This window comes from Paenibacillus pasadenensis, from assembly GCF_002864175.1.
Lineage (GTDB): Bacteria > Bacillota > Bacilli > Paenibacillales > Paenibacillaceae > Paenibacillus_O > Paenibacillus_O pasadenensis.
In genome coordinates this window covers 664,377-689,986 of sequence record NZ_NFEZ01000001.1, presented here as the reverse complement: position 1 = coordinate 689,986, position 25,610 = coordinate 664,377, and the positions used below count along the sequence as shown (strand labels likewise).

General features: G+C 60.5%; 21 protein-coding genes. 3 read left to right on the top strand and 18 right to left on the bottom strand.

Going from position 1 to position 25,610, the window contains the following annotated elements; genetic code table 11:
- Nucleotides 1–49 precede the first annotated feature (49 nt).
- The 17 genes from B8V81_RS02980 to B8V81_RS02900 form a co-directional block, all read right to left on the bottom strand.
- Nucleotides 50–712, bottom strand: coding sequence for a TraX family protein (locus B8V81_RS02980; RefSeq protein ID WP_028599028.1), 663 nt, complete (start codon nucleotides 710–712; stop codon nucleotides 50–52).
- Between the two features lie 537 nt (nucleotides 713–1,249).
- Complete coding sequence (gene argH / locus B8V81_RS02975; protein WP_101807654.1) at nucleotides 1,250–2,665, bottom strand: argininosuccinate lyase; 1,416 nt, start codon at nucleotides 2,663–2,665, stop codon at nucleotides 1,250–1,252.
- 105 nt (nucleotides 2,666–2,770) lie between these two features.
- Nucleotides 2,771–4,009 carry an argininosuccinate synthase gene (locus B8V81_RS02970; RefSeq protein ID WP_101807653.1) on the bottom strand — a complete coding sequence of 413 codons (1,239 nt, stop codon included), beginning with the start codon at nucleotides 4,007–4,009 and terminating at the stop codon, nucleotides 2,771–2,773.
- A gap of 38 nt (nucleotides 4,010–4,047) precedes the next feature.
- Complete coding sequence (argF, locus tag B8V81_RS02965) at nucleotides 4,048–5,028, bottom strand: ornithine carbamoyltransferase (RefSeq protein ID WP_101807652.1); 981 nt, start codon at nucleotides 5,026–5,028, stop codon at nucleotides 4,048–4,050.
- Between the two features lie 39 nt (nucleotides 5,029–5,067).
- A complete protein-coding gene (locus tag B8V81_RS02960) occupies nucleotides 5,068–6,252 on the bottom strand; it encodes an acetylornithine transaminase (RefSeq protein ID WP_101807704.1) in 1,185 nt (394 codons plus the stop codon).
- Between the two features lie 82 nt (nucleotides 6,253–6,334).
- Entirely contained in the window at nucleotides 6,335–7,120 is a 786-nt protein-coding gene (gene argB / locus B8V81_RS02955; protein WP_101807651.1) for an acetylglutamate kinase, read from the bottom strand.
- 32 nt (nucleotides 7,121–7,152) lie between these two features.
- Entirely contained in the window at nucleotides 7,153–8,415 is a 1,263-nt protein-coding gene (gene argJ, locus B8V81_RS02950) for a bifunctional ornithine acetyltransferase/N-acetylglutamate synthase (protein WP_101807650.1), read from the bottom strand.
- Nucleotides 8,416–8,454: 39 nt separating this feature from the next.
- Entirely contained in the window at nucleotides 8,455–9,504 is a 1,050-nt protein-coding gene (gene argC / locus B8V81_RS02945) for an N-acetyl-gamma-glutamyl-phosphate reductase (RefSeq protein ID WP_101807649.1), read from the bottom strand.
- A 246-nt stretch (nucleotides 9,505–9,750) separates the two neighbouring features.
- Complete coding sequence (locus B8V81_RS02940) at nucleotides 9,751–10,095, bottom strand: EamA family transporter (RefSeq protein WP_101807648.1); 345 nt, start codon at nucleotides 10,093–10,095, stop codon at nucleotides 9,751–9,753.
- A complete protein-coding gene (locus B8V81_RS02935) occupies nucleotides 10,095–10,475 on the bottom strand; it encodes a DUF2304 domain-containing protein (RefSeq protein ID WP_101807647.1) in 381 nt (126 codons plus the stop codon). Before B8V81_RS02935 ends, B8V81_RS02940 begins: the two co-directional genes overlap by 1 nt.
- The gene (locus B8V81_RS02930) at nucleotides 10,465–11,214 is read right to left on the bottom strand and encodes a glycosyltransferase family 2 protein (protein WP_101807646.1); all 750 of its coding nucleotides are present in this window, start codon (nucleotides 11,212–11,214) and stop codon (nucleotides 10,465–10,467) included. The genes B8V81_RS02935 and B8V81_RS02930 overlap by 11 nt, the downstream gene beginning before the upstream one ends.
- The gene (locus B8V81_RS02925) at nucleotides 11,211–12,494 is read right to left on the bottom strand and encodes an ArnT family glycosyltransferase (RefSeq protein WP_101807645.1); all 1,284 of its coding nucleotides are present in this window, start codon (nucleotides 12,492–12,494) and stop codon (nucleotides 11,211–11,213) included. Before B8V81_RS02925 ends, B8V81_RS02930 begins: the two co-directional genes overlap by 4 nt.
- Before the next feature lie 212 nt (nucleotides 12,495–12,706).
- Nucleotides 12,707–13,543: a YitT family protein gene (locus tag B8V81_RS02920; protein WP_052333274.1), complete on the bottom strand. Its 837-nt coding sequence runs from the start codon at nucleotides 13,541–13,543 to the stop codon at nucleotides 12,707–12,709.
- A 601-nt stretch (nucleotides 13,544–14,144) separates the two neighbouring features.
- A protein-coding gene (gene prfB / locus B8V81_RS02915; RefSeq protein WP_101807644.1) for a peptide chain release factor 2 occupies nucleotides 14,145–15,264 on the bottom strand; the annotation gives its coding sequence in 2 pieces (ribosomal slippage) (nucleotides 14,145–15,191 and nucleotides 15,193–15,264; 1,119 coding nt in all).
- 93 nt (nucleotides 15,265–15,357) lie between these two features.
- Entirely contained in the window at nucleotides 15,358–17,865 is a 2,508-nt protein-coding gene (gene secA / locus B8V81_RS02910; RefSeq protein WP_101807643.1) for a preprotein translocase subunit SecA, read from the bottom strand.
- A gap of 250 nt (nucleotides 17,866–18,115) precedes the next feature.
- A complete protein-coding gene (gene hpf, locus B8V81_RS02905) occupies nucleotides 18,116–18,664 on the bottom strand; it encodes a ribosome hibernation-promoting factor, HPF/YfiA family (protein WP_028599015.1) in 549 nt (182 codons plus the stop codon).
- A gap of 293 nt (nucleotides 18,665–18,957) precedes the next feature.
- Entirely contained in the window at nucleotides 18,958–19,155 is a 198-nt protein-coding gene (locus B8V81_RS02900; RefSeq protein WP_028599014.1) for a cold-shock protein, read from the bottom strand.
- Nucleotides 19,156–19,466: 311 nt separating this feature from the next.
- On the opposite strand from B8V81_RS02900, the gene B8V81_RS02895 reads away from it, so the two are divergent.
- Both B8V81_RS02895 and B8V81_RS24685 read left to right on the top strand, forming a co-directional pair.
- Nucleotides 19,467–20,627: a glycosyltransferase family 4 protein gene (locus tag B8V81_RS02895; protein WP_127464453.1), complete on the top strand. Its 1,161-nt coding sequence runs from the start codon at nucleotides 19,467–19,469 to the stop codon at nucleotides 20,625–20,627.
- 214 nt (nucleotides 20,628–20,841) lie between these two features.
- On the top strand, nucleotides 20,842–21,624 hold the full coding sequence (locus B8V81_RS24685) for a hypothetical protein (protein WP_127464452.1): 783 nt from the start codon (nucleotides 20,842–20,844) through the stop codon (nucleotides 21,622–21,624).
- 66 nt (nucleotides 21,625–21,690) lie between these two features.
- On the opposite strand, the gene B8V81_RS02890 is transcribed toward B8V81_RS24685, so the two are convergent.
- Nucleotides 21,691–23,460: a methyltransferase domain-containing protein gene (locus B8V81_RS02890; RefSeq protein ID WP_084137316.1), complete on the bottom strand. Its 1,770-nt coding sequence runs from the start codon at nucleotides 23,458–23,460 to the stop codon at nucleotides 21,691–21,693.
- 145 nt (nucleotides 23,461–23,605) lie between these two features.
- Between B8V81_RS02890 and B8V81_RS02885 the strand changes: the two genes are divergently transcribed.
- A complete protein-coding gene (locus tag B8V81_RS02885) occupies nucleotides 23,606–25,552 on the top strand; it encodes a tetratricopeptide repeat-containing glycosyltransferase family 2 protein (protein ID WP_028599013.1) in 1,947 nt (648 codons plus the stop codon).
- Nucleotides 25,553–25,610: the final 58 nt, after the last annotated feature.

Here is a 25,610-nt window from a genome sequence, read left to right as displayed (position 1 = left end):
GAAGCTTCTTTTTTGCGTCTCGTCGAGCCGCGCTGGCCGCGGCCTCCGCTCAGCGCGAGCGCAGGAAAAACTCCGCCGCCGCGAGCGCGGCCAGATGGGCCGGGTAGAACGCCCGCCACAGCCAGCGCGGGACGCGGACCCGGTTCAGCTCGGCGCGCAGCTCCGCGCCGTAGACGAGCAGCAGCGTCGGCACGAGGCTGAACATCTGGATGCCCCAATCCGGGCCGCTCAGCACATAGTAGAGGGCGTTGAGCAGCAGATGCAGCAGCACCGTGCGCCCTTTGTCCGAGTAGCGGTAGATCAGGATGAGCAGCAGGCCGTAGGCGTTGTAGTCGAACGGCAGCTCCGTCATGAACAGCGCGGCGGCGAGCGTCAGCGGCACGATGGCCAGCCAGCGGACGGCCCGCGGCAGGCCGGAGGCGAGCAGCCCGTCGATCGCCAGCAGCACGAGCGCCGAGGCGAGCAGCGTGAAGATGACGTTGTAATGCGTCGTATCGAACGCGAGCATGTACGGCACCTGGGCGATCACCGCAAGCATCGCCAGGCGCAGCAGGTACTTCGGCCGCGACGACGTCATCCGGTATCCGACCGTAATGAAATAGGCGTAGATCGGGAAGGCGATCCGCCCGACGATCCGCCAACCCGGCGAGTCCGGGAAGAAGATCAGCCCGACATGGTCGATCAGCATCGTCACGATGGCCAGCAGCTGCATGGGCGTCACCTCCTTTTTCGCTTAGTCTACGACAAAATAGGAAAGCGAGTCCACGCCTGCCTTTGATCGTGCTGTGCGACCAAGCTGCAGGCTTGACCACGAGAGAGGCCATCCACTCCCGCAGTTTCGCTCCAAGTCGTCTCGCCTCAACTTGGCTCCAACCGCCCCGCCCGGAGCTATCGACGGATCAGCGCGTTAGAAGGCCGAAAACGGGGGGCAAGAAAATCTAACGATGCGTGGTACGCTTACGGCTGCGAAAAGGAGGGCAAGCGGCGGGAAAGAGGCCATTCTGCTGCTGTAAGAATCTGACCCGTCGTTAGATTTTTAGCCATGTCCAAAAACGTCGCCTAAGCGTTTCAGTCGTCGTTAGCTCGAAGGAGCGATTGCGCCCACCCGTTCAAAAGCAAACAAGACGAAGCCGAATCAGGGTCGGCCTCGTCTTGTCTGCTCTTTTTGAATTCTACTGCAAGGCAACGGCCGCTCTCCGCATCCGCTCGCTCTTGACCTCCGGCGATCCGGTGCCGGGATGCTCCCGGCTTACCCCTGCCGCGCCTCGAAGCGCTCCACCCAGCCGGCCGTCTCCGCCAGCGCCGCCTCGGCGCGGCCGATGGCGGCCTCCACCTGCGGACGGGCGGTGCCGCCGTACACGTTCCGCGCGTTGACGACCGTCTCCGGCTGCAGCACGTCGTAGATGGACTCGTCGAACAGCTCCGAGAACTGCCGGAACTCCTCGATCGACAGGTCCAGCAGGAACTTGCCGTTCTCGATGCAGTACAGCACCGTCTTGCCGATCACCTCATGCGCCTGGCGGAACGGCAGGCCCTTGCCGACGAGGAAGTCGGCGATGTCGGTCGCATTCGAGAAGTCCTTGTTGACCGCCTCGCGCATCTGGCCCTTGTTCACCTTCATCGTGGCGATCATCGGCGCGAACAGGCGCAGCGCGCCCGACAGCGTCTTCACGGTGTCGAACATGCCCTCCTTGTCCTCCTGCATGTCCTTGTTGTACGCCAGCGGCAGCGACTTGAGCACAGTCAGCAGGCCGACCAGATTGCCGTAGACGCGGCCGGTCTTGCCGCGCACGAGCTCCGGCACGTCCGGATTCTTTTTCTGCGGCATGATGCTGCTGCCGGTGCAGAACGCGTCGTCCAGCTCCACGAAGCGGAACTCCGTGCTCGACCAGAGGATCAGCTCCTCGGACAGGCGCGACAGATGCATCATGATGATCGAGGCATGCGACAGGAACTCCAGGATGAAGTCGCGGTCGCTTACCGCGTCGAGGCTGTTCTCGTACACGCGGCCGAAGCCGAGCTGCTCCGCCACGAAATGGCGGTCGATCGGGAACGTCGTGCCGGCGAGCGCGCCCGCCCCGAGCGGCAGCGTGTCGATGCGCTTGTAGCTGTCCTGCAGCCGCTCGATGTCGCGGCCGAACATGCTGACGTACGCCATCAGATGATGGGCGAACAGGATCGGCTGCGCGCGCTGCAGATGGGTGTAGCCCGGCACGATCGTGTCGAGGTTCTCCCGCGCCTGGCCGACGAGCGCCTCCTGCAGGCCGCGCAGCAGGCCGACGAACTCGACGACGCGCGTGCGCAGGTATAGATGCATGTCGGTCGCGACCTGGTCGTTGCGGCTGCGTCCCGTATGGAGCTTGCCGCCGACCGGGCCGATGTCCTCGATCAGCGCCTTTTCGATGTTCATGTGGATGTCCTCGTCGGACACGCTGTAGTCCAGCTCGCCCGCGCGGATGCGCTCGAGCACGCGCTTCAGCCCGCCCTCGATCGTCTGGACATCCTCCGCCGGCAGGATGCCCTGCTTGCCGAGCATCGCCACATGCGCCAGGCTGCCGCGCACGTCCTCCTCCGCCAGCTCCTTGTCGAACGTAATCGACGCCGTGTATTCCTCGACCAACTTGTCCGTCTGCTTGGTGAATCTTCCGCCCCACAGCTTGCTCATGGTCGTTCCCCGCCTCCCCTTCTGCATGGCAACGGGCCTGCGGACGCCGCAGCGTCCCGCAAGCCCATCTTGTTTGACCTGCCTTCGTTTTCCTTGGCTGCCGTCCTATCCTTTGCGGCTCTGCTCGACGCCGGAGGATACCTTCAGGCGCAGCGCGTTCAGGCGGATGAAGCCTGTCGCGTCGCCCTGGTCGTACGCCTGCGAAGGATCGGCCTCCATCGTCGCGATGTCGGGATTGTACAGGCTGACCGGACTTTTCACGCCGGCGCCGATGACGTTGCCCTTGTACAGCTTGAGCCGCACGACGCCGCTGACGTTTTTCTGGCTCTCGGCCACGAGCGCCTGCAGCGCGAGCCGCTCCGGCGCGAACCAGAAGCCGTTGTACACGAGCGTCGCGTACTTGGCGATGAGCGAGTCGCGCAGATGCATGACGTCGCGGTCCATCGTCAGCGACTCCATCTTGCGATGCGCCGCGAACAGGATCGTGCCGCCCGGCGTCTCGTACACGCCGCGGCTCTTCATGCCGACGAAGCGGTTCTCGACCATGTCGACGCGGCCGATGCCGTGCTTGCCGCCGAGCTCGTTGAGCTTCTCCATCACCGCAAGCGGGCTCAGCGTCTCGCCGTTGACGGCGACGCAGTCGCCCTGCTCGAACGTCAGCTCGACGTACTCGGCCTGATCCGGCGCGCGCTCCGGCGAGACGCTGAGCACGTACATGCCCTCGTTCTCCTCGGAGCTCGGGTCGAACCACGGATCCTCGAGCATGCCGCTCTCAAAGCTGATATGCAGCAGGTTGCGGTCCATCGAGTACGGCTTGGACGCGGACGCCTGCACCGGGATGCCGTGCTTCTCGGCGTAGGCGATCATCTCGGCGCGGCCGGGGAACTCGGCGCGGAACTCCTCGCTGCGCCATGGCGCGATGACCTGGATGTCCGGCGCCAGCGCGGCGGCCGTCAGCTCGAAGCGGACCTGGTCGTTGCCTTTGCCGGTCGCGCCGTGCGCGATCGCGGTCGCGCCCTCGGCGCGGGCGATGTCGACCATGCGCTTGGCGATGAGCGGACGCGCGATCGACGTGCCGAGCAGGTACTGGCCCTCGTAGAGGGCGCCCGACTGGAACATCGGGTAGATGAAGTCCTTGGCGAACTCGTCGCGGAGGTCGTCGATGTACACCTTGGAGGCGCCGGTCGCCAGCGCTTTCTCCTCGAGGCCGTCGAGCTCCTCCTTCTGGCCGATGTCGGCGGTGAAGGCGATGATCTCGGCGTCATACGTTTCCTTGAGCCACTTGAGAATGACGGATGTATCCAGGCCGCCCGAGTAGGCGAGCACGATTTTTTGCTTGGACATGAGCGCTGCTCTCTTCCTTCCTCATCTGAAAAATGGGACTACATTAGCGCGGCCAGAATCGCTTTCTGCGCGTGCAGACGGTTCTCCGCCTCGTCGAACACGATCGAGTGCTTGCCGTCGATGACGCCCTCGCTCACTTCCTCGCCGCGATGCGCCGGCAGGCAGTGCATGAACAGGTAGTCCGGCTTCGCGAACTTCGTCAGCTCCTCGTTGACCTGATAGGCCGCGAACGCCTTTTCGCGCTCCGCCTGCTCGGCCTCGAAGCCCATGCTCGCCCACACGTCGGTATAGACGATGTCCGCCTGCTCGATCGCCTCGCGCGGATCGCGGCAGACATGGATGAGCGAGCCTGTGCCGGCAGCGACCTTGCGCGTCTGCGCCACGATGTCCGCATCCGGCTCGTAGCCCTCCGGCGTCGCCACGCTCATGTGCAGGCCCAGCTTGGCCGCGCCCATGAGCAGCGAGTGCGCCATGTTGTTGCCGTCGCCGATGTAGGCGACCTTGAGCCCCTCGAGCCGGCCCTTGTGCTCCAGCGCCGTCTGGTAGTCGGCCATCACCTGGCACGGATGCTCGGAGTCGGTCAGGCCGTTGATGACCGGGATCGTGGAGTTGCGCGCCAGCTCGATGACGGTGCGGTGGGCGAACGTGCGGATCATGATGCCGTCGAGGTAGCGGGACAGCACCTGCGCCGTATCGGACACCGGCTCGCCGCGCCCGATCTGCAGGTCGTTGCCGCTCAGGAACAGCGCATGGCCGCCGAGCTGGTACATGCCGACCTCGAAGCTGACGCGCGTGCGGGTGGACGCCTTCTCGAAAATCATGCCGAGCGTCTTGCCCTTCAGCGGATGGAACGTCTCGCCGCTCTTCTGGCGGCGCTTGAGCTCGATCGCCAGGTCGATCAGGTAGCGGAGCTCCTGCGGCGTGTAGTCGGCGAGCGCGAGGAAGTCGCGCCCTTTGAGGCTGGCGGCCAGCTCCTCGGCGGCCGTTCCCGTCAGGAGGGAGGATTGCGGTACGCTCATCGTGGGTTCACACCTGCTTTTCTATGAGAATATCAGGCCCTACTGCGGGGCCGTTACGGTCTTTTCCTTGAGGACGGCGGCGATGATGCCGACCGCCTGGTCGATCTCGGCATGGCTGACGAGCAGATTCGGCAGCAGGCGCACGACATTCGGCCCCGCCGGCACGACGAGCAGGCCGCGCTCGCGCATCGTGGCGATGACGTCCGCCACCGGTCCGCCGCATTCGATGCCGATCAGCAGGCCGAGGCCGCGGATCTGCTTGACCCACGGGTTGCCGGCGAGCTTCTCGCGCAGCTGGCCCGTCAGGTAGCTGGCCGCGCCGGCGGCGCGGTCGAACGCGCGGTTGCCGGCGATCTCCTGCACGGTCGCCTTGACGACCGCCGAGGCGATCGGCGTGCCGCCGAACGTCGTCGCATGCGAGCCCGGCGAGAACGCCTCGCGCAGGAACTCCTTGGCGAGCACGGCGCCGACCGGGAAGCCGCTGCCGAGTCCTTTGGCCGCTGTGAAGATGTCCGGCTGGACACCGTAGTGCTCATGCGCGAACAGCTTGCCCGTGCGTCCCATGCCGGTCTGCACCTCGTCGAGGATGAGCAGGATGCCGGCGTCGCGGCACAGCTTGGCGAGATCGTGCACGAACTCCGGCTTGACCGGCAGCACGCCGCCCTCGGCCTGCACGAGCTCCAGCATGACCGCCGCGGTGCGGTCCGTGATCGCCGCCTGGACCGCGTCCAGATCGTGCATCGGCACGGTGACGAAGCCTTCCGGCAGCGGCAGGAAGCCTTCCTTGACCTTGTCCTGTCCGGTCGCCGTCAGCGTCGCCAGCGTGCGTCCGTGGAACGACTGCGTGAACGTGATGACCTCGTAGCGATGCTCGCCCTTGACCTTCTGGAAGTAGCGGCGGGCGAGCTTGATCGCGCCCTCGTTGGCTTCCGCGCCGGAGTTGCAGAAGAAGACGGCGTCCGCGCAAGTATGCTGCACGAGCAGCTCGGCCGCTTCCTCCTGGACCGGGATGCGGAACAGGTTGGACACATGCCACACCTCGTCCAGCTGCCGGATCAGCGCTTCCTTGATCGCCTGCGGCGCGTGGCCGAGGTTCGTGACCGCCAGTCCGCTCATGAAGTCGAGGTACTTGTTGCCCTGATCGTCCCACAGCCAGCTGCCCTCGCCCTTGACGAGCGCCAGCGGGTATCTCGCATAGGTGGGGAATAACGCTTCTCCGCTCATGTCCTTCTCCTGCCTCTCCGATTGAAAATGATCGGCCTGCGTGAGCAGGCCATAGGCAGCGCCGCGCCGCGCGCGGGCCGCGTCAAGCCTCGATGACCGTGCCGACGCCGCCTTCAAGCACGGCGCGGCTCAGCACATCCGGCTCCGTGCCGCTGACGATCGCCACCTCGCGCACGTTGCCGTGCAGGCAGGCGAGCGCCGCCTTGACCTTGGGAATCATGCCGCCGTAGATCTCGCCGCTCGCGATCATCTCCTCGATCTCGGCCGCCGTCACGCGCGGCAGCACGCGCTTCTCGCCGTCCACCGCGCGCAGGATGCCCGGCACATCGGTGACAACGATCATGCGAAGGACGCCAAGCTGCGAGGCGACCGCTCCCGCCGCCGTATCGGCGTTGATGTTGTAGCGCTGGCCGGCGTCGTCGATGCCGACCGGGGCGAGGACGGGAATGTAGCCCATCGCCATGACGCCCTCGATGACGGAGACGTTCACCTCCGTCACCTCGCCGACATGTCCGATCTCGTCCGCGTTCGCCACCGGCCGCGCCTGGATGAGCTTGCCGTCCACGCCCGAGAGGCCGAGCGCCCGCGCTCCGGCTCCCTGGATGCGCCGCACGATCTCCTTGTTGATCGTGCCCGACAGCACCATCTCGACGACGTCGAGCACCTCCTCCGTCGTGCGGCGCAGGCCGCCGACGAATTCCGTCTCGATGCCGAGCTTCTCCAGCGTGCCGGAGATGGCCGGCCCGCCGCCGTGCACGATGACCGGCTTCACGCCGCTCTCCTGCAGCCGCCGCAGGTCCTCGAAAAAGGCGGCAGGCAGCGCCGCGAGCGTGCTGCCTCCGCATTTCATCACAAACCGCTGTTCCATGCCTCCGCTGTCGCTCCTTCCGTAGGTCCGGGTCACGTCCGGTACGCCGCGTTGATGCGCACGTAGTCGTACGTCAGGTCGCAGCCCCAGGCGGTCGCCTGGCCGCCGCCGAGCTTGAGGTCGACGATGATCTCGACCGTGTCGCCCTTGAGATAGGCCAGCGCCGCGTCCTCGTCGAACGCGACCGGCTGCGAGTCCCGCAGCGTCAGGATCGGGCCGAGCGCGATGTCGACCGTATCCGGATCGAGCGGCTCGCCCGCGCGCCCGGCCGCCGCGATGATGCGGCCCCAGTTGGCGTCGGTGCCGAAGACGGCGGATTTGACGAGCGAGGAGCCGACGATCGTCTTGGCGATCGCGGCCGCCGAAGCGTCGCTCTCAGCGCCGCTGACGCGCACCTCGATCAGCTTCGTCGCGCCTTCGCCGTCGCGGGCGATCGCCTTGGCGAGAATCTCGCAGACGTGGGTCAGCGCCGAGGCGAACGCCTCCCAGTCGGGATGCGCCGGCGTCAGCTCGTCGCCGCCCGCCAGGCCGCTCGCCATCGCGACGAGCATGTCGTTCGTGCTCGTGTCGCCGTCGACGGTGATCATGTTGAACGTGCGGTCCGTCGCCTGCCGCAGCAGCGCCTGCAGCGCCTCGCTGCCTACGGGCGCGTCGGTCGTGACGAAGCCGAGCATCGTCGCCATGTTCGGGTGGATCATGCCGGAGCCTTTGGCCGCTCCCGCCACATGCACGGTCCGTCCGCCGGCCTGCAGCGAGACGCAGACCGACTTCTTCACGAGATCGGTCGTCAAGATCGCTTGGCAAAAGTCGTCCGCGCCCTCCGCGCCGGCCTTCAGCCGGGCGGGCAGCTGCGCGATGCCGGAGCGGACGCGGTCCATCTTGAGCAGCTCGCCGATGACGCCGGTCGAGGCGACGGCCACCTGCTCCTGCGGCACCCCCGCCGCTTCCGCGAAGGCGGCGCGCATCTCGTACGCATCGGCCTCGCCCTGCTTGCCGGTGCAGGCGTTGGCATTGCCGCTGTTGACGAGCATCGCCCGCAGGCGGCCGCCGGCCGCCAGGCTCTCGCGCGTCGCCTTGAGCGGCGCGGCCTGCACCTTATTCGTCGTATAGACGGCCGCCGCCGCCGCGGGCACCTCGCAGAGGATCGCGCCCAGATCGTGGCGGTCGGTCTTTTTGAGCCCGCAATGCAGGCCTCCCGCGCGGAAACCCGCCGGCGTCGTCACGGAGCCGTCCTCCACGACCGTGAATGCGGCCGTTGCCGCTGTTGCTTGAGCTGCTGCATGTTCGTGTGCCATCGCTGCGCTTGTCTCCTTCTGGCGCTGACGCGTCGTCTATTAAGGGTACATGGGCACGAGCCGCAGGCCCGCGTCCTCGTCCCAGCCCATCATCAGGTTCAAGTTCTGGATCGCCTGTCCGGCCGCGCCCTTGACGAGATTGTCGATGACGGACACGAACGTACTCCGTCCGGTGCGGCGGTCGACGGCGAAGCCGATATCGCAATAGTTGGAGCCGCTGACCTCCTTGGTCGCCGGCCACTGGCCCGCCGGGCGGATGCGCACGAACGGACGGCCCGCGTAGAACTCCTCGTACAGCTGGATGAAGTCGGCCTCCGAGCGCTCCTCGGTCAGCTTGGCGTACATCGTCGCCATGATGCCGCGCGTCATCGGCACGAGATGCGTCGTGAACGTCGTCACGACGTCGCGGCCGGCCGCGTCGGACAGCACCATCTCGATTTCCGGGACATGCTGATGCTTGTTGATCTTGTACGCCTTGAGGTTCTCGTTCAGCTCCGAATAATGCGTGCCGAGGCTCGCGCCGCGGCCGGCTCCGGAGACGCCGCTCTTGGCGTCGACGATGATCGAGTCCGGATCGATCCATCCGGCCTTGATCGCCGGCACGAGGCCGAGCAGCGTCGCCGTCGGATAGCAGCCCGGATTGGAGATGAACGGCGCTCCTTTGACGCGGTCGCCGTAAATCTCGCACAAGCCGAACGCCGCTTGCTCCAGATAGGCCGGATCGGCGGCGGGCTTGCCGTACCACTGCTCGTACACATCCGGCTGCGGCAGCCGGAAGTCGCCCGACAGGTCGATGACCTTGAGCCCCTGCTCCAGCAGCTGCGGCACGAGCTTCGAGGCGACGCCGGCCGGCGTCGCCAGGAAGACGACGTCCGCCTTGGCCCGGATCGCCGCCGGATCGACATCGTCCAGCAGCTCCGTGCGGATCCCGCTCAGATGCGGGTATCCCGCGGCGATCGGCTCGCCCGCGCTGGACGAGGAGATGACGCTCGTCACCTCCGCGTGCGGATGACCGTGCAGCAGGCGAATCAGCTCGACCCCGCCGTAGCCCGTCGATCCTACGATCGCTGCTCTTGTCTTGTTCTCCATCGCTGACCTCTCCCATCCCGCTGCGGTATCCATCGCTTCCGCCCGATTCGATTTCCGTATCATTATACGTTCATATTAATAATAATACAACAGTCAAAATCCGCCTTGACCATGGGTTATTCGTCCTCCCGACTGGATTTCCCTTCCATGCCGAGCGGCAGCCGGAAGGAATCGAGCCGAAGCGGACAACGGCAAAAAGACGAAGCCCGAGCGCCGGGCTCCGCTTCGTCCTTGCGTTGCGTCGGTTCACTTCCAGCTGACGATGAGCGCGCCCGCCACGATGACCGCGCAGCCGATCCAGCGGTTCAAGGGAATCGCCTCGCCGAACAGCTGCCACGCGAGCACGAGGCCCAGCACGTAGGCCAGGCTTTGCAGCGGATAGGCCGCGCTCAGCGGCAGCCGCGACAGCACGGCCAGCCAAAGCACCGTGGCGATGCCGTAAAGGCCGATTCCGGCCAGGATGAGCGGCGAGAGCAGCGCCTGCAGCCAATTGCCGAAGCCGAGGCCTCCGAGGCGATCAAGGCCGAGCTTCCATGCCATCTGGCCGGCGACGAGGCATAAGATGTTGCCGAGCAGCAGCGCGTAGGCCATCAGGAGCGCGCCTCCTGCGGCATCGCCTCCACCCGCTGCTCCAGACGCCTCAGCCGCTCCTGCTGCAGCGCCTCCGACTGGGTCAGCCGCACGAGCTTGAGCGACAGCTCCGAGACGGCGAGCGTCTGCCGCAGCAGCAGCGCCAGCACGCTCAGCAGGCCGATGAAGGAGAGCAGAGACGGCGCATAGGCGACGCCGAGCAGCAGGGCGAGGCGATCCAGCACCTCCGGCGCGAGCGACAGCGCCGTCATGCCGGCCGCAAGCAGCAGCCAGAGCAGCGCGTACTGCTCCCGCAGCCGCCGGCTGCGGACCAGATGCAGGATCCAGAAGAAAAACGCCAGGCTGAGCGCGAAGCTCACGCCATAAAATTCAGCTTTCATAGCCGAAGCTCCACTCCTTATGCTTCTTTTTCGTCTTAGCGATCAGCACGGCCAGCACGACCTTGGCCATGTAATACCCGGCCTTGCCGGGCGAGATGCTCGATACGCCGCCCTGCCGCTCGCGCATGACGACCGGCAGCTCGATGAAGCGGCCGCGGTGGTTGTCGAGCTGGATGATCGCTTCCACCTCGGGGTAGTCCGTCGGATAGTCGGCGGCGAACAGCTCGGCGGCCTTGCGGCTGCACAGCCGGTAGCCCGATGTCGGATCGGTCACGCGCCGGCCGGTGAGCGCCGAGACGAGCGCGGCCAGCAGCTTGATGCCCCGCTTGCGGGCGAACGACGACTGGAAGCCCTGCTTTTCCAAAAAGCGCGAGCCGACGACCATGTCCGCCTCATGCCGCTGCATCGCCTCCAGCATCCGGCCGAGCTCGCGCGGATCATGCTGGCCGTCCGCATCGATCTGCACCGCGCAGCCGTACCCTTGCTCGACCGCGAAGCGGTATCCGGCCTGCACCGCGCCGCCGATGCCGAGATTGCAGCTCAAGTCGAGCACCGGCACGCCGCAGGAGCGGGCCAGGCGCGCGGTAGGGTCCGTCGAGCCGTCGTTCACGACGACGATGTCGGCGAACGGCGCATGCTCGCGGATGCTCCGGATCGTGCTGCGGATCGACGCCGCCTCGTTGTAGGCCGGCACGATCGCCAGCACGTCCCGCCGATGCGATGGCTGGGCTAGGCTCATCCTTCCTGCACCTCCTTCAGCTTGGACCGGTCCGGGCGCGGCTCGCGCGCCGCTCTCCGTCCTTTCCACCAGCTCCATGCAAGTCCGGCCGCGGCCGCGTCGAGCACGATGAACAGCGGCATGACGGTGAAATTGTAGCGGTACTCCGGCACGAACAGCAGCCGCAGCGCCGACATGGCGAGCACGATCGCCGCCGGCAGCAGCGCCGGATGCCGCCAGCGGCGGAGCATGGCGACAAGCGCGGCCACGCCCGCTCCGACGATCAGCCGGTGATAGGCGTTGCGCAGCTCCCAAGGCACCGGCAGAACCGGATAATGAGGCTCATGGCCGGCTCCGTAGAACATCCGGCTGTAGGTGTAGTCCAGCTTGCCGATCGTGTACCAGCGGACGAACTCGCCCGTATGCTCCGAGAAGCCGACGCGCAGCCGTTCCCGCGCGACCTCGAGCTGCGACTTGCCGGCTCGGTCCACGAGGCCGTCGGCATAGTTCTTGTCCGGATACGTTCCCGCGGCGAAAGGATTCTGCTGCGTCGACGTCACGATCAGCTCGCCGAGCGTGACCGCGTTGCGGACGACCCACGGAGACAGCATAATCGCCAGGCCGCAGGCGCCGAGGGCAAGCTGCCGCGCCGTCGCGCGCCAATCGCGCGTCCATAGCCACTGCGCCGCATAGGCGAGCGCGATCAGCGGCAGGAACTCGGCCCGCGTCAGCACGGTCAGGCCGAGCACGGCTCCGGCCAGCAGATGCAGCCAGCGGCCGCCCCGGCGCAGCGCCAGCAGCTGCAGGCAGACGTAGGCCATCAGCAGAAAGGCGGCCAGCGTTTCCGTCAGCACGCCTCCGGACGCCCAGACGAACGGCGGATAAACCGCCGCCATGAGCGCCGCCGCGAGCGCGGTCCAGCGTCCGGCGACGAGCCGGCCAAGCGCATAGACGAGCCCCAGCATCGCCGTAGCGATGCCTGCCTGCACGAAGCGGATGAGCGGATACGGATCCCGCGTCTCGTAGCCGGCCAGCTCGTACATCGCCGCCATGAACAGCGGGTAGCCCGGCGTCACCTGCGCGTTCGGCTCGATGCTTTTATACCCGTAGACGCCCTGCTCCAGCAGCTGCCGGACCATGATGTCGTAGTTCTTCGTATCATGCGTGACGTGGTGGCTGACCGATACGAGAAAGTCCACCCGCAGCCATGCGCCAAGTCCGATCGCCAGCGCCAGCAGCAGCGCATGCAGCGCCTTCCTTGTCCCTGCTTCCCCCTGAATTCCGCTTGAAGACCTCTTCATTCGCCCTTGCGCTCCTTTCCGCTCTCCGCAGCGCTCCGGCGCTGCGGCTTTCCCTCATTGTCGCTCGAGCTGCTTAAGGAATCGGGTTGAAAGTTCTTATGTCTTTCTTAAAACCCGGAGGACAAAAGGCGGAACGCAAAAAGCCGTCCGGATCGGATAGGGGCTCCGGCAGGAGCCCTTCCACGATCGGACGGCGCTGGGCCTGGAAAGCGTCAGCCCTCCAGCTTGAAGCCTTGGCCGATGACCTCGGCCGTATGGCTGATGATGACGAAGGCGTTCGGATCGACCTGCTGCACGAGCCGCTTGAGCTCCGGCACCTCGTTCTGGCTGACGACGACCATCAGCACGGTGCGGGCGTCGCCGGTGAAGCCGCCATGGGCGTCAAGGCGCGTCAGCCCTCGGTCCAGGTCATGCAGCACCGCATCCGCCAGCTCCTCCGAGCGCGCGCTGATGATGAACGCCACCTTGGACAGGGCGAGGCCCGTCTGCACGATGTCGATCGTCTTGCTCGTCACGAACAGGCCGATGAGCGCGTAGAGCGCCTTTTCCGGCGAAAGGAAGACGCCGGCCGCCGCGATGACGAGGCCGTCCATGCAGGCGACGGACAGTCCGAGCGGCAAGCCCGTGTAGCGGTGCAGGATCTGCGCCGCCAGGTCGGTGCCGCCCGTCGAGCCGCGGCCGCGGAAGACGAGGCCAAGGCCAAGGCCGACGCCGATGCCGCCGTAGATCGAAGCGAGCAGCGGATTTTCTGTCGGCGCACCCCAATGGGCGGTCAGCAGGACGAACAGCGGCAGCACCGCGGAGCCGACGATCGTCTGCAGCGCGAACCGGCGTCCGAGCAGCGCCATGCCGGCCAGGAACAGCGGGATGTTGAGCGCCCATTGGACATACGCCGGCGTGAAGCCGTACAGATGCTGCAGCAGCACCGATATGCCGCTGATGCCGCCCGAAGCGATGCCGTTCGGCAGCAGGAAGCAGTTGAAGCTCGCCGCGATGACGAGCGCTCCCGCAAGCAGCGACAGCAGGTTCGATACCCTCTGGTCGAGCAGCGGCTTTTTCGCCTTGCGCGGCTTGCGCGTCCGCGGACGGATGGCAGCGGCTTCCGGACCGGTGCGGTTCGCGACGCCGTTTGCAGCCGCTCTCGCTCCGTATTTCGCGACGCCGCTTGCAGCCGTTCTTCCTCCGCCTTCCGCCACGCCGCTAGCGGCCGTTCTCCCTCCGCCTTCCGCCACGCCGCTAGCGGCCGTTCTCCCTCCGCCTTCCGCCACGCCGCTAGCAGCCGTTCTCCCTCCGCCTTCCGCCACGCCGCTAGCAGCCGTTCTCCCTTCCGCTTCCGCTTCCGCTCCGAACGGCGGAAGCCGCTCGTCCTCAATCGGCTCCGCCACGACCGACGTCGCCCCCGTACGGCTCTGCGGCCGGGATCCCTCTTGATGCTCCGGACGCTGATCGTCCGGATTGTTGCTGCCGCTGGCCGGTTCTCCGCCGCGTTTCTGCTCATCCACTGCTATGTTCCCCTTCCTTTGGTCCAGGCGCCCGCCGCTCTGCCGCGGTACCGCGCACCACCTTTTCCTTCCGCGCGAAAAAGAGTTCCCCACTTGAATCAAGTGTCGGAACTCTTTTCTTCTTTTATTCGAGCGTGCCGAACCGGGCTTACGCCTCTTCGGGCTTTTGCTTGATCTGATGGCGCAGGTAGCCGTTGATGAACGCGTCCAGGTCGCCGTCCATGACCGCGCCGACGTTGCCTGTCTCCACCGACGTGCGATGGTCCTTGACCATGCTGTACGGGTGGAACACGTAGGAGCGGATCTGGCTGCCCCAGGCGATGTCGGACTGCTCGCCGCGGATCTCGGCCAGATGCTTCTGCTGCTCCTCGATCTTGCGCTCGTACAGCTTGGAACGGAGCATCTTCATCGCGCGGTCGCGGTTCTGGATCTGCGAGCGCTCCGTCTGGCAAGCGACGACGATGCCGGTCGGCATATGCGTGATCCGGATCGCCGACTCCGTCTTGTTGACGTGCTGGCCGCCCGCGCCGCTGGAGCGGTACGTGTCGACCTTGAGGTCCTCCGGACGGATCTCGATCTCGATGTCGTCGTCGATCTCCGGCATGATGTCGCAGGAGACGAACGACGTGTGCCGGCGGCCGGAAGCGTCGAACGGCGAGATCCGCACGAGGCGATGCACGCCTTTCTCCGCCTTGAGGTAGCCGTAGGCGTTATGTCCCTTGATGCTGATCGTGACGCTCTTGATGCCGGCCTCGTCGCCCGGCAGATAGTCGAGCACCTCGACCTTGTAGCCGTGCTTCTCCGCCCAGCGCGTGTACATCCGGTACAGCATCTGGCCCCAGTCCTGCGACTCCGTGCCGCCGGCGCCCGGATGCAGCTCCAGGATCGCGTCCAGCTTGTCGTAGGGCTGGTTGAGCAGCAGCGTCAGCTCAAAATCGCCGATCTTGCCCATCAGGTCGGCGACCCCTTCCGTCAGCTCGCTGTCGAGGGAACCGTCGTCCTCCTCGGCGGCGAGCTCCAGCAAGGTGTCGAGATCCTCGCGCTGCGTGCTCAGCTTTTCATACTGCTCGACGACGGACTTCACGGCATTCAGCTCCGCGATGACCTTTTGGGCCTTCTCGTTGTCGTCCCAGAAATCCGGCGCCGTCATCTTCTCTTCGAAATTGGCTATGATCTCCTGCTTGAGATCTAAGTCAAAGAGACCCCCTGAGATCTTGGAGCCGCTTTGCCGCCTCGCGCAGGTCTTGCTTTACCGTTACGTCGATCATGACAATGCTTCACCTCAAATTTTCATGAATTCATGAAGCAAGCCGGTCAAGCAGGCGAGCGCCTCTCTCCCGGCCCTTCATGCTATGGAATGCTTATTTGCCGTGGCAAAGCTTGTACTTCTTGCCGCTGCCGCAAGGGCAAGGATCGTTGCGGCCGACGCGCTCCTCGCGCTTGGCCGGACGCGCCTCGCGCCCTTCGCTGCTGCCGCCGACTTCGACCTGGCCTTTGGCGACCTCTTGCCGCTCGAGGTTCTGCTCGACCTGAGCCTTCATGATGTAGCGCGAGACTTCCTCCTGGATCGTCTCGATCATCTCGCGGAACATCTCGAAGCCCTCGAACTGGTACTCGCGAAGCGGATCCGTGCCGCCGTAGGCGCGCAGGTGGATGCCTTGGCGAAGCTGGTCCATCGCGTCGATGTGGTCCATCCACTTGCTGTCGACGGCGCGCAGCACGACGACCTTCTCGAACTCGCGCATCGTCTCCTCGCCCATCGCCGCCTCGCGCTCGTCATACAGAGCCGTGACTTTGTCGAACAGGAACTCGGCCATCTCTTCCGGCTCCTTGCCCCACAGGTCTTCCTTGGAGACGGAGCCCTCGGGCAGCAGGTTGCCGTGCACGTAGTCGACGACCGCCTGCAGATCCCACTCCTCCGGCACCTGCTCCTTCGGGCAATGCGCGTCGACGATGCGCTGGATGACCGGCTGGATCATCTCCATGACGATAGAGCGGATGTTCTCGCTGAACAGCACCTCGCGGCGCTGCTTGTAGATGATTTCGCGCTGTTGGTTCATGACGTCGTCGTATTGCAGGACGACTTTGCGCGTGTCGAAGTTGTTGCCCTCGACGCGCTTCTGCGCGGACTCGATCGCCTTGGTGATGAGGCGGCTCTCGATCGGCTGGTCTTCCTCGAAGCCGAGCTTCTCCATCATGCCCATGATGTTCTCCGCGCCGAAGCGGCGCATCAGCTCGTCCTCGAGCGACAGGTAGAACTGGGACGAGCCCGGGTCGCCCTGACGGCCGGCACGGCCGCGCAGCTGGTTGTCGATGCGGCGGCTCTCGTGGCGCTCGGTGCCGATGATATGCAGTCCGCCGACATCATGCACGCCTTCGCCGAGCAGGATGTCGGTGCCGCGGCCCGCCATGTTGGTGGCGATCGTCACAGAGCCGGCCTGTCCGGCGCGCGAGATGATCTCGGCTTCCTCGGCATGGTACTTGGCGTTCAGCACCTTGTGCTGGATGCCGCGCTTCTTGAGCAGCTCGGAGAGCTTTTCGGAGTTCTCGATCGACACGGTGCCGACGAGCACCGGCTGGTTCTTCTTGTGGCGCTCGACGATCTCTTCGACGACGGCCTTGAACTTGCCGTTCTCGGTCTTGTAGACGACGTCCTGCGTATCCTGGCGGATCATCGTCCGGTTCGTCGGCACCTGCAGCACCTCGAGGCCGTAGATCTTCTTGAACTCTTCTTCCTCCGTCTTGGCCGTACCGGTCATGCCGGCGAGCTTGCGGTACATGCGGAAGTAGTTCTGGAAGGTGATCGTCGCGAGCGTCATGCTCTCGTTCTGCACCTTCAGGTTTTCCTTTGCCTCGATGGCCTGGTGCAGGCCGTCGCTATAGCGGCGTCCCGACATGATGCGGCCGGTGAACTCGTCGACGATCAGCACCTCGTCGTCCTGGACGACATAGTCGACGTCGCGCTTCATGATCGCGCGGGCCTTGAGCGCCTGCTGGATATGGTGGTTAAGCGTGACGTTGGCGTGATCGAACAGGTTCTCGATGCCGAATGCGCGCTCCGCCTTCTCCACGCCCGACTCGGTCATCGTCACGCTGCGCAGCTTGATGTCGACCGTGTAGTCCTCCTCGAGCTTGAGGCGGGAGACGAACTTGTCCGCCGCGTGGTACAGCTCGGTCGACTTGGCGGCCTGGCCGGAGATGATGAGCGGCGTACGGGCCTCGTCGATCAGGATGGAGTCCACTTCGTCGATGATGGCGAAATGGAGCGGCTTCTGCACCATCTGCTCTTTGTAGAGGACCATGTTGTCGCGCAGGTAGTCGAAGCCGAACTCGTTGTTGGTGCCGTACGTAATGTCGCAGGCGTAGGCTTCCTGCTTTTGCTCGTGGGAGAGCGAGTTCAGGTTGCAGCCGACCGTCATGCCGAGGAATTCATAAAGAGGACGCATGATGCTGCTGTCGCGCTGGGCCAGGTAGTCGTTGACCGTAACCACGTGCACGCCTTTGCCGAGCAGGGCGTTCAGATAGACCGGAAGCGTGCCGACAAGCGTCTTGCCCTCGCCCGTCTTCATCTCGGCGATCTTGCCCTCATGCAGCGCCATGCCTCCGATCAGCTGCACGTCGAAATGGCGCATGCCCAGCACGCGCTTGCCTGCCTCGCGCACCGTCGCGTACGCCTCCGGCAGCAGGTCGTCCAGCTCTTCGCCCTTCTCGAGACGGTCGCGGAACTCCTGCGTCTTGGCCGACAGCTGCTCATCCGTGAGAGCGACGAACTGCGGCTCCATTTCATTTATGACTTCGACGTTGCGCATGAGCCGCTTGACTTCCCGCTCATTCGCATCGCCGAATATCTTCTTCACCAGTCCGAGCATGGTTTTCCCCTTTCGTGAGACCACTTTGCCTTAATTTTAACAGTTGTCCGATGCTCCCGCAATCAGACCGGGGGCTTTTCCAGCATTATATACGTTGTCCGTCGGGAAAGTGTTGTCCCGACGAGCAGCGCCGGCGGCGGACGCCGCCTCAGCGCCTTTCCGCGGCTTTCCTTACCTATTAAAAAGCCCTCTCCCGGAAAGGGAGAGGGCGCTGCAGATCGCAAGCTGTCGGGCGTGCGGCGCACGGCCGCTACTCCTGCTCGATCAGGCCGTAGCGGCCGTCGTCGCGTCGGTAGACGACGTTGACTTCCTTGGTCTCGATATTATGGAAGACAAAGAAGCTGTGGCCGACCATGTCCATCTGGAGGATCGCTTCCTCCACATCCATCGGCTTGAGCTTGAAGCGCTTCATCCGTACCACTTCAAGGTCCTCTTCGGGATCCTGCACGGCGACAGAGGCGGTGTCGTCCTCGCGGAACAGCGTCTTGATGCTCTCGGCCTGGCGGAATTTCCGGTTGACTTTGGTCTTATGCTTCCGGATCTGACGTTCCAGCTTGTCGACGACGGCATCGACCGAAGCGTACATGTCGGGACTCTTCTCCTCGGCTCTCAGGAGCACGCCCGGGAGCGGGATCGTCACCTCGATGCCGTGGCGTCCTTTGTGGACGGTCATCGTCACGCTGGTATCAGCGGCAGGGGGGGCATCAAAATACTTATCCAGTCGGTTCAACTTCTTCTCGACGTAATCCCTCATGGCATCCGTCACAGGAATGTTCTGACCTCGAATGTTGTATTTCATGAAGCACTCCTCCTTTACATGGTCTTAGTATACCACGGAGAGCGTTTTCGAATCAAAAGACTAATTTGTGTATTTCGAATTTTCAGATTAATAGAGACAGCAAGCGGCTTCTTCTTGTCGCCTTGGCGCCGGATGTGCGCTTCGTCACGCCTCGTCGCCTGACATGCCGCTTCGAGGCGGCTCGGAGCAGTCTGTCGGCGAGCAGGCGAAGACGCAAAAAAAGAGGTCCTTCGCAGGACCCCGTAAGGGTTTGGTCAGTCGAATCATCTATGCGCGGCCGAGCGGCCGGATGATTACAGTTTGACGACGTTGGCTGCTTGTGGACCGCGAGCGCCTTCTACGATGTCGAACTCGACGGATTGGCCTTCTTCCAGGGTTTTGAAGCCCTCGGATTGAATAGCGGAGAAGTGTACGAATACGTCGCCGCCTTGCTCCGTCTCAATGAAGCCGTAGCCTTTTTCTGCGTTGAACCATTTCACTTTACCTTGCATTCAGAACATTCCCTTCATCTTCAAATGCTGTGAGACGCCGACAGGTGCATGGCCCACATTTTGACTATAGCACCGGGATCAAACAGTTGTCAACATGACATGGAAGCGGATTCATCCCCCTCCTGATTGATCATCGTTTCTTATGTCGCATTGAGTAAAATCCTGTCATGTTTTGATTGTTAGGGACATGCTGAACAAACCATAGAAGAACATTAATTATTAGCAGCGTTTTGTCGATAGCTAGTTGAAGATCCTTTACAATCGGAATGGCTTGACCAATACCGGTTTTAGAATTGGAGGGAAACGCCCCCGTGACTCTAGGCATCTATAATTTTTGCCCTCATGTCTCCTATACGAACGAGCATCTCATGAAGGACTGTTGTCTTATTCCCTACACTTTCCACACTGAGCTCGGCTGGGAAGCTGTCATCGTTACTGCGCCTGGAGAAGAATTAATCTACCATGAGCTGCTGCCTGGCCTGAAAATTGATTTTATTGGCCAATCAGGGGATTACAACAATTCATACGAGCTGGAAGAGTGGGTTGCCGCTTGCATCAACTACATCTCGGCCCATGCCCATAAAATCGACTTCTTTTTTTGCTTCGGCCCGTATACCTCTTACTTCAGCATGATCGAACAGTACAAGAAACTTCGTCCTGACGGCAAAGTTATTCTGAAACTGGATGCCAATTCCACTTGGATGGACCAGATTCCTTTCCACCAACCGGATCATCAGGCATTTTTCAACCGTTGTGACTTGATCACCGTAGAATCCATGAAATTAAAACGATACTTGTCAAAAAAATGGCCCTATATCATTGACTATGTTCCTAACGGCTCTTTTAAAGCCGATTCTTCCTCTTCTCGGAAAATCCGTTTTCAAGACAAGGAGAACGTCATTCTGACAGTTGGGCGGCTAGGAACCGCTCAGAAAGCGACTCCTCTCCTGTTGGAAGCCTTCGCTCAGACCGCCCATCTGCTGCCCGACTGGAATCTCCGGCTGGTCGGAAGCTGGGAGGCTTCTTTCGAACCTTATCGAGAGCGGTACTTTGAATTGCATCCCGAGCTCCGCGAGCGGGTCGTCTTTACAGGAAAGATTCTAGATAAAACCATTCTTGAGGCGGAATACACGCGAGCCAAAGTGTTCGTCATCTCCTCCGTGATGGAAGGCGGTACGCCGAATGTGTGGGCAGAGGCCGCCCGCAACGGGTGCTATGTGCTCTGCAGCGAAATTGATGCTGTCGACGAGGCTACGAATAAAGGAACTTGCGGAAGAAGCTTCGAGATCGGAAACGCTGCCGAACTCGCCCTCGCGATGCTGGATGTCTGTCGGGACGAGCAATGCCTTTCCGCAGGCTGCGCGGATATCCAGCGCTATCAGGAACGCTACTTTGATTATAAAAAAATCGTTCGTAAGATGAACCTTCTGCTGACGATCTCCAAAGGGGCCGTTTACCATCAAAGAGATTAAAAGACTCCGTTTTTATGGAGAGACATTCGAACTCAAGAACTGCGAGCTGTGGTTTGAGAATCGGCTGATCCATCGTTTCCTTGATCCTCTTCACAACTGGTGCGCCATTACCGTTCAGCGACAGGCAGAGAACTTTCTAGCGATCATCAACTCTATCTATGGTCTGAAAGTACCGGAAGCTTTCCAGGCTCAAATGGTACTCTTGATAGGCTGCATGTATCGACAGCTGTCTGCATCGCCAGACCCGATCGCCGTTCTAAATGTAGAATCCGGAACGAATCTGTCCTTCTTCTCCAGCATCCTTCATAGCTTTGATGCTCAGCATCGTTATGTCACTTTTTGTCTGCCGTCTTCTACCGCATCGGCGACAGCTGCTGGTGCCTTCATCCGGGGACAGGAATTGCATGATCTAGCCCTGTTGTCCGAACAAACTTTCTCGTTTATTCTCATCGATATGGAATTATCGCAGCTCAGCGGCGAAGGCAACCTGATTGCATCCTGCAAACGTCTGCTTCGTCCAGGCGGTCAGATGACAGCCTTCGGTTCGGGGCGCTGTTCCATTGATTTAGAGGAATTAGAACGCGATGGAACCTGCGAAGTCTTCCAGCTGGGAGACGAGAGATTTGTATGGTCGTACACGAAGCACCTTGCTTATCCTAATTTCTCTGCCCCTCCTCATATTCATGCATTAAACCTGTTGCAGAATGAATTGGAACAGCACATGCAGGCTCTCTTTGCCGCTCCATTCTGTTCCGAACGATCTAGTGACTATCAGCCCCTTCTCAGCGACGCTATCTATGCCGCGCGAGAAATGGAACGGCATCTATCGATGTCACGTTCCTTGTTTCACGATCTAGACTTGAAAAATCGAGCAAACGACCTCACCCATTCGCTGCTTGATCTGGCAGTAGCCATTGATATGGAGACCGATGAAGCTTTTTTCCTTGCTATGGTTTCGGAACAATTCTCCGCTTGGAAAGCATATCTCTCCAACTAAATGATAAGGGGCTTCGTCTTGAAGACGAAGCCCCTTTCTATATGAATTTTATGGTTTCGGATAAGTTCAGCCAACAATCAAACGTTGCTCCGCATCTTGAATAAGGGACTCTATCGCCTCATCTCGATGCTTAAGCTGGTTGAGATAGGTCAAAGCCAACCGATGCTCTCCGAGATGGTACAAAAAAGCGCCTAAATTAAATATAGTTAATTGATGCTCCGGATCCAGTAAAAGAGCTTGTTGAAGCAAGGGAATCACTTTCTCGAGCTCATTCCATTCTATGAACGTATCGCAAAGGGAATTCAAGATTGGAATTATAGCTTTGCCGTAATTGCTCAGCGAGGCTATGGCATATTGAAACAACTCGGAATCGTCTTTTACGAGAAAAGCCAGTTCCTGTACGGTAGCTTCCGAACTGCCTTGAACCGCAAGCAGCTGTGTGAGTAGGTCCACTTCTTGGACGGGATCCTGCTGACGCAGTCGAGCAATGTATTGATAAGTGGACGCTTGGTCGGAGAAATCCGATAGACGGGACAGCGTGCTCAAGCGATCCAGCAAGCCTTGCTGCTCTATGCTCAAAGGAATGCGGGAGGAGCCTAGGTCAACCTGGCTGAATCCAGCATCGTTGAACATCTCGACCAGCTGCTGCTTGGTGAAAAACCTCATGTGAGTGCGGTCCAGCAAGCCGGCATCTGCATACTCCCACTTGCCGTTTAACAAATCCTGCAGGATTGAAATGTGCATGACGTTCGGCAAGCTGACCAGCATCTGCCCTCTCGGCTTCAAATACCTCTTCATATTGCGTACGACCAGCCACGGATTAATTAAGTGTTCCAGAACATCAGCAAAGATGATGTAATCGAAATAGCCTTCGTCATAGCTCATCTGCTGTTCGATATTATCTGCCCTGACTTGTGCGAACGTAGCGGCAATTTTTGCGGAATGCTCGTTGAGCTCAATCCCATGAAGCTCGACGTTCTTGTATAGATGCTTGATATTCAGCAGCGTGCCTCCGCAAGCACAACCCACCTCTAACACTCGAATTCGGGCCTCAGGATGAGCTTGTATGGCCGAAATAATCTCGTGACGGATGTAGCAGGAATAAGCCGGATTAAATCCCCACTTTTCCTCAAACATCTTTTCGTTCCTTTTCATTAAATCGTAATAGGCTTGCGGCTTCTGCCCGAACGATGTCCCTCCGAAGTGGTGGATAAAGGTGTTTCGGCATAGCCAAAGCTGATACCCGCTCATCGTCAGCCTCATCGAGTAATCGTCATCCTCATAATTGCCAGGACTGAATTGCTCATCCAACAGTCCCGTTTCGAGCAGTGCCTTGCGCTTGATGAGCATACAGAAGCCAATCAGCTTGAGCCGCCGTTCTGCACGCTCGTTTTTCAGTGCGAGCTCTCCAGAAAAGGCCTGCATCTCATCAAGCGTTTGATACGGAACAGGAACCGTCTGATAATAGGCCGCATTGTTTGTAATCGGCCCTACGGCTCCGATCTCTGGAATGGAATGGAGCTGCTTCTGCAGCCGCTCAAGCCACCCTTCCGTCACGATGGTATCATTATTCAACAGAAGGATGTCCGTATCGGATTCCGACATTTCTATGCCTTGATTGCATCCTTTTGGAAACCCGACATTGTCATTATTCAGAAGCAGCTTGAGGTCCTGCTGCTGTTGGAGCCATTCCCGGGTCCCGTCCGTCGAAGCATTATCAACGACAATGAGTTCATAAGACTCCGATGGCGTATAGGCTCGTATGCTCTCCAAACAAAGCTTGGTGTAGTCCAGCTGGTTATATGTAAGGATGACTATGCTCGTTTTGCAGCTCATGAATTCCGTCCCCCAGACAGGCTGTTGTGATAAGTATATATCGGCATTATCTGGTGAAAAGATAATTCCAATTTTTATCGAGCTATCGAAAAGGCAATTGATATCCGATAAATAAATAAACCAACACGCCTTTAGGAGACTTGATATGCTCATATCCCTTTGCATGATTGTCAAAAATGAAGAGCTGGTCATCGAGCGTTGCCTCGACAGTTTGAAAGAGGTTGTCGATGAGATCATTGTCATTGATACAGGTTCAATCGACCGAACCAAGCAGTTGGCTCTTTCTTATACAGATCATGTGCACGACTTCGTCTGGGTCAATGATTTTTCTAGAGCCCGCAACGAAGCTATTCGCCGGGCGAATGGAAGATGGATTCTTTTTCTGGATGCGGATGAATATTTTGCGCCAGGCGATGCGGCAAAGCTTCGATCCTTTCTGGAACAAGCTGAGCCTTCTCCCACTGTTGTTTATGCCATCAACGTCATCAACTTTGTCGGAAAATCCAAAGAGAAATCTGTTTTGACAAGCGGTGAAATCCCGAGGCTTTTCCCGAACGGCTTCGGCATTCAGTATGAACGGCCCATTCATGAGCAGCTGTATTCCCCTCATGGCGAGCTGCTTTCCGCTTTGGCGCCCGTATCCATCTTCCATACCGGTTACTTGCAAGAAGTGGTAAAGGAAAAGGATAAGCTTCAACGCAACGCCGGACTGTTCAAGGAACTGAAGCAGCAGTCCGGATTTTCTGCGTATGACTACTACACGCTCGGAAATGAAGCCGCTGTCGCAAAGAATTTTGTGAAAGCTATCTATTATTACGAGCGCTCATTAAAAAAGCAAAAAAACGCTTTGAACTCATCCTGGTATCCGCATTGCGTCATCTCGCTCGTCCATGCTTATTTGCAGATGGAAAGGCTTACGGATGCTTGGGCGCTGCTTGAGGAGCGTCTCTCCCTCTGGAAAGAATATCCGGAGTATATGTTTTTCAAAGCAGCCATCTTCCATCATTTAGGGTTTATTGAAGATGCTGCCGACTCCTACAAAGAAGCGATTTCAACAGCATCAGCAAAATCTGAACAGTCCCATCGCTTTTATCTTGAAAGCGCGGAATACGCATCGACCATTCCGATGCGCAAACTATATTCCATCTATGAATGGAAAAAAAGCTGGCCTGATGCCATCTATTACTTGACGCAGCTGCTTGTTCAGGACATTCACGATTACAATGCGCTTCGTTCCTTGCTCATTATCCTCGCACGAGAGGAAAAACCCGTACAAATTGCGGCTTTCTTGGCTAAGCTATATGATCCGAACCATGCCAAGCATCAATATATTTTATTCCGAGCCTCTCTCTCGAACAAGCAGACCGAACTATGCCGCTATTTTTTTGAGCATCTCAGCGATCCGCTCATGCTCAGCTCAGAGGATCAGCTCGACTATTGCTTCCTAATTGAGGATGAGGAAGGTTATCGAAACGTAATTGACCGCTTGAACGGAGTGCTCCCGAATGAACGGACCGCCATGCTGCATTTACTGGCATCCATTAGCTGGGAGTTTGAAATTCCTTGGAAGCTGAATCAAGCCACAGATGAAGATTCGCTGGACAAGCTTTCCTTTCTCGAGTCGATGCTGAACGGCCGCCTCGCTCCCGAAGAACTGGCTCCGGAACATGGACATCTAGCCTTGGCTGTCCTGAGCCTTTGCTACGAGTACCATCGCTATGAGTGCTTCGACGCTCTCATTCAGCGTTACGCGCATGATTTTGTTTTAAGCGAGATTGCTGATTTCATGTTTGCGCAACATCAAACCGGCATCGCCTTGGATTATTATTCCTTGATGCTGGATCAAGGCGCAGCTCTATCCGCCAAAAACCTGGAGCATCTTGCGCTTTACCATCTTCAGAAAGGCTTCCTTGCAGAGGGTCTAGCTTTTCTGGAAGCTGCCATAGAAAAATCTCCCGACTCCATCTACCTGTACGTCCAATATTTGCAAGCTAGCGCCAAGGACGAAAAGTACCGCGAAATACAGCAGAAGCTGCTTCGGCAAATGCCGGCAGCCCGTAAAATGCCTCCGTTCCAAAAAATTCTGGCTTAATTAAGCCGAGCAAAGAATCTACCCCGTCTGAACCAAAAAAACGAGACGAATCCGAACT

What these genes read in the sequence shown, in the direction of transcription:
- B8V81_RS02980 (WP_028599028.1), bottom strand. Translation starts at nt 712, where the DNA reads ATGCAGCTGCTGGCCATCGTGACGATGCTGATCGACCATGTCGGGCTG.
- argH (WP_101807654.1), bottom strand. Translation starts at nt 2,665, where the DNA reads ATGAGCAAGCTGTGGGGCGGAAGATTCACCAAGCAGACGGACAAGTTG.
- B8V81_RS02970 (WP_101807653.1), bottom strand. Translation starts at nt 4,009, where the DNA reads ATGTCCAAGCAAAAAATCGTGCTCGCCTACTCGGGCGGCCTGGATACA.
- argF (WP_101807652.1), bottom strand. Translation starts at nt 5,028, where the DNA reads ATGAGCGTACCGCAATCCTCCCTCCTGACGGGAACGGCCGCCGAGGAG.
- B8V81_RS02960 (WP_101807704.1), bottom strand. Translation starts at nt 6,252, where the DNA reads ATGAGCGGAGAAGCGTTATTCCCCACCTATGCGAGATACCCGCTGGCG.
- argB (WP_101807651.1), bottom strand. Translation starts at nt 7,120, where the DNA reads ATGGAACAGCGGTTTGTGATGAAATGCGGAGGCAGCACGCTCGCGGCG.
- argJ (WP_101807650.1), bottom strand. Translation starts at nt 8,415, where the DNA reads ATGGCACACGAACATGCAGCAGCTCAAGCAACAGCGGCAACGGCCGCA.
- argC (WP_101807649.1), bottom strand. Translation starts at nt 9,504, where the DNA reads ATGGAGAACAAGACAAGAGCAGCGATCGTAGGATCGACGGGCTACGGC.
- B8V81_RS02940 (WP_101807648.1), bottom strand. Translation starts at nt 10,095, where the DNA reads ATGGCCTACGCGCTGCTGCTCGGCAACATCTTATGCCTCGTCGCCGGC.
- B8V81_RS02935 (WP_101807647.1), bottom strand. Translation starts at nt 10,475, where the DNA reads ATGAAAGCTGAATTTTATGGCGTGAGCTTCGCGCTCAGCCTGGCGTTT.
- B8V81_RS02930 (WP_101807646.1), bottom strand. Translation starts at nt 11,214, where the DNA reads ATGAGCCTAGCCCAGCCATCGCATCGGCGGGACGTGCTGGCGATCGTG.
- B8V81_RS02925 (WP_101807645.1), bottom strand. Translation starts at nt 12,494, where the DNA reads ATGAAGAGGTCTTCAAGCGGAATTCAGGGGGAAGCAGGGACAAGGAAG.
- secA (WP_101807643.1), bottom strand. Translation starts at nt 17,865, where the DNA reads ATGCTCGGACTGGTGAAGAAGATATTCGGCGATGCGAATGAGCGGGAA.
- hpf (WP_028599015.1), bottom strand. Translation starts at nt 18,664, where the DNA reads ATGAAATACAACATTCGAGGTCAGAACATTCCTGTGACGGATGCCATG.
- B8V81_RS02900 (WP_028599014.1), bottom strand. Translation starts at nt 19,155, where the DNA reads ATGCAAGGTAAAGTGAAATGGTTCAACGCAGAAAAAGGCTACGGCTTC.
- B8V81_RS24685 (WP_127464452.1), top strand. Translation starts at nt 20,842, where the DNA reads ATGTATCGACAGCTGTCTGCATCGCCAGACCCGATCGCCGTTCTAAAT.
- B8V81_RS02890 (WP_084137316.1), bottom strand. Translation starts at nt 23,460, where the DNA reads ATGAGCTGCAAAACGAGCATAGTCATCCTTACATATAACCAGCTGGAC.
- B8V81_RS02885 (WP_028599013.1), top strand. Translation starts at nt 23,606, where the DNA reads ATGCTCATATCCCTTTGCATGATTGTCAAAAATGAAGAGCTGGTCATC.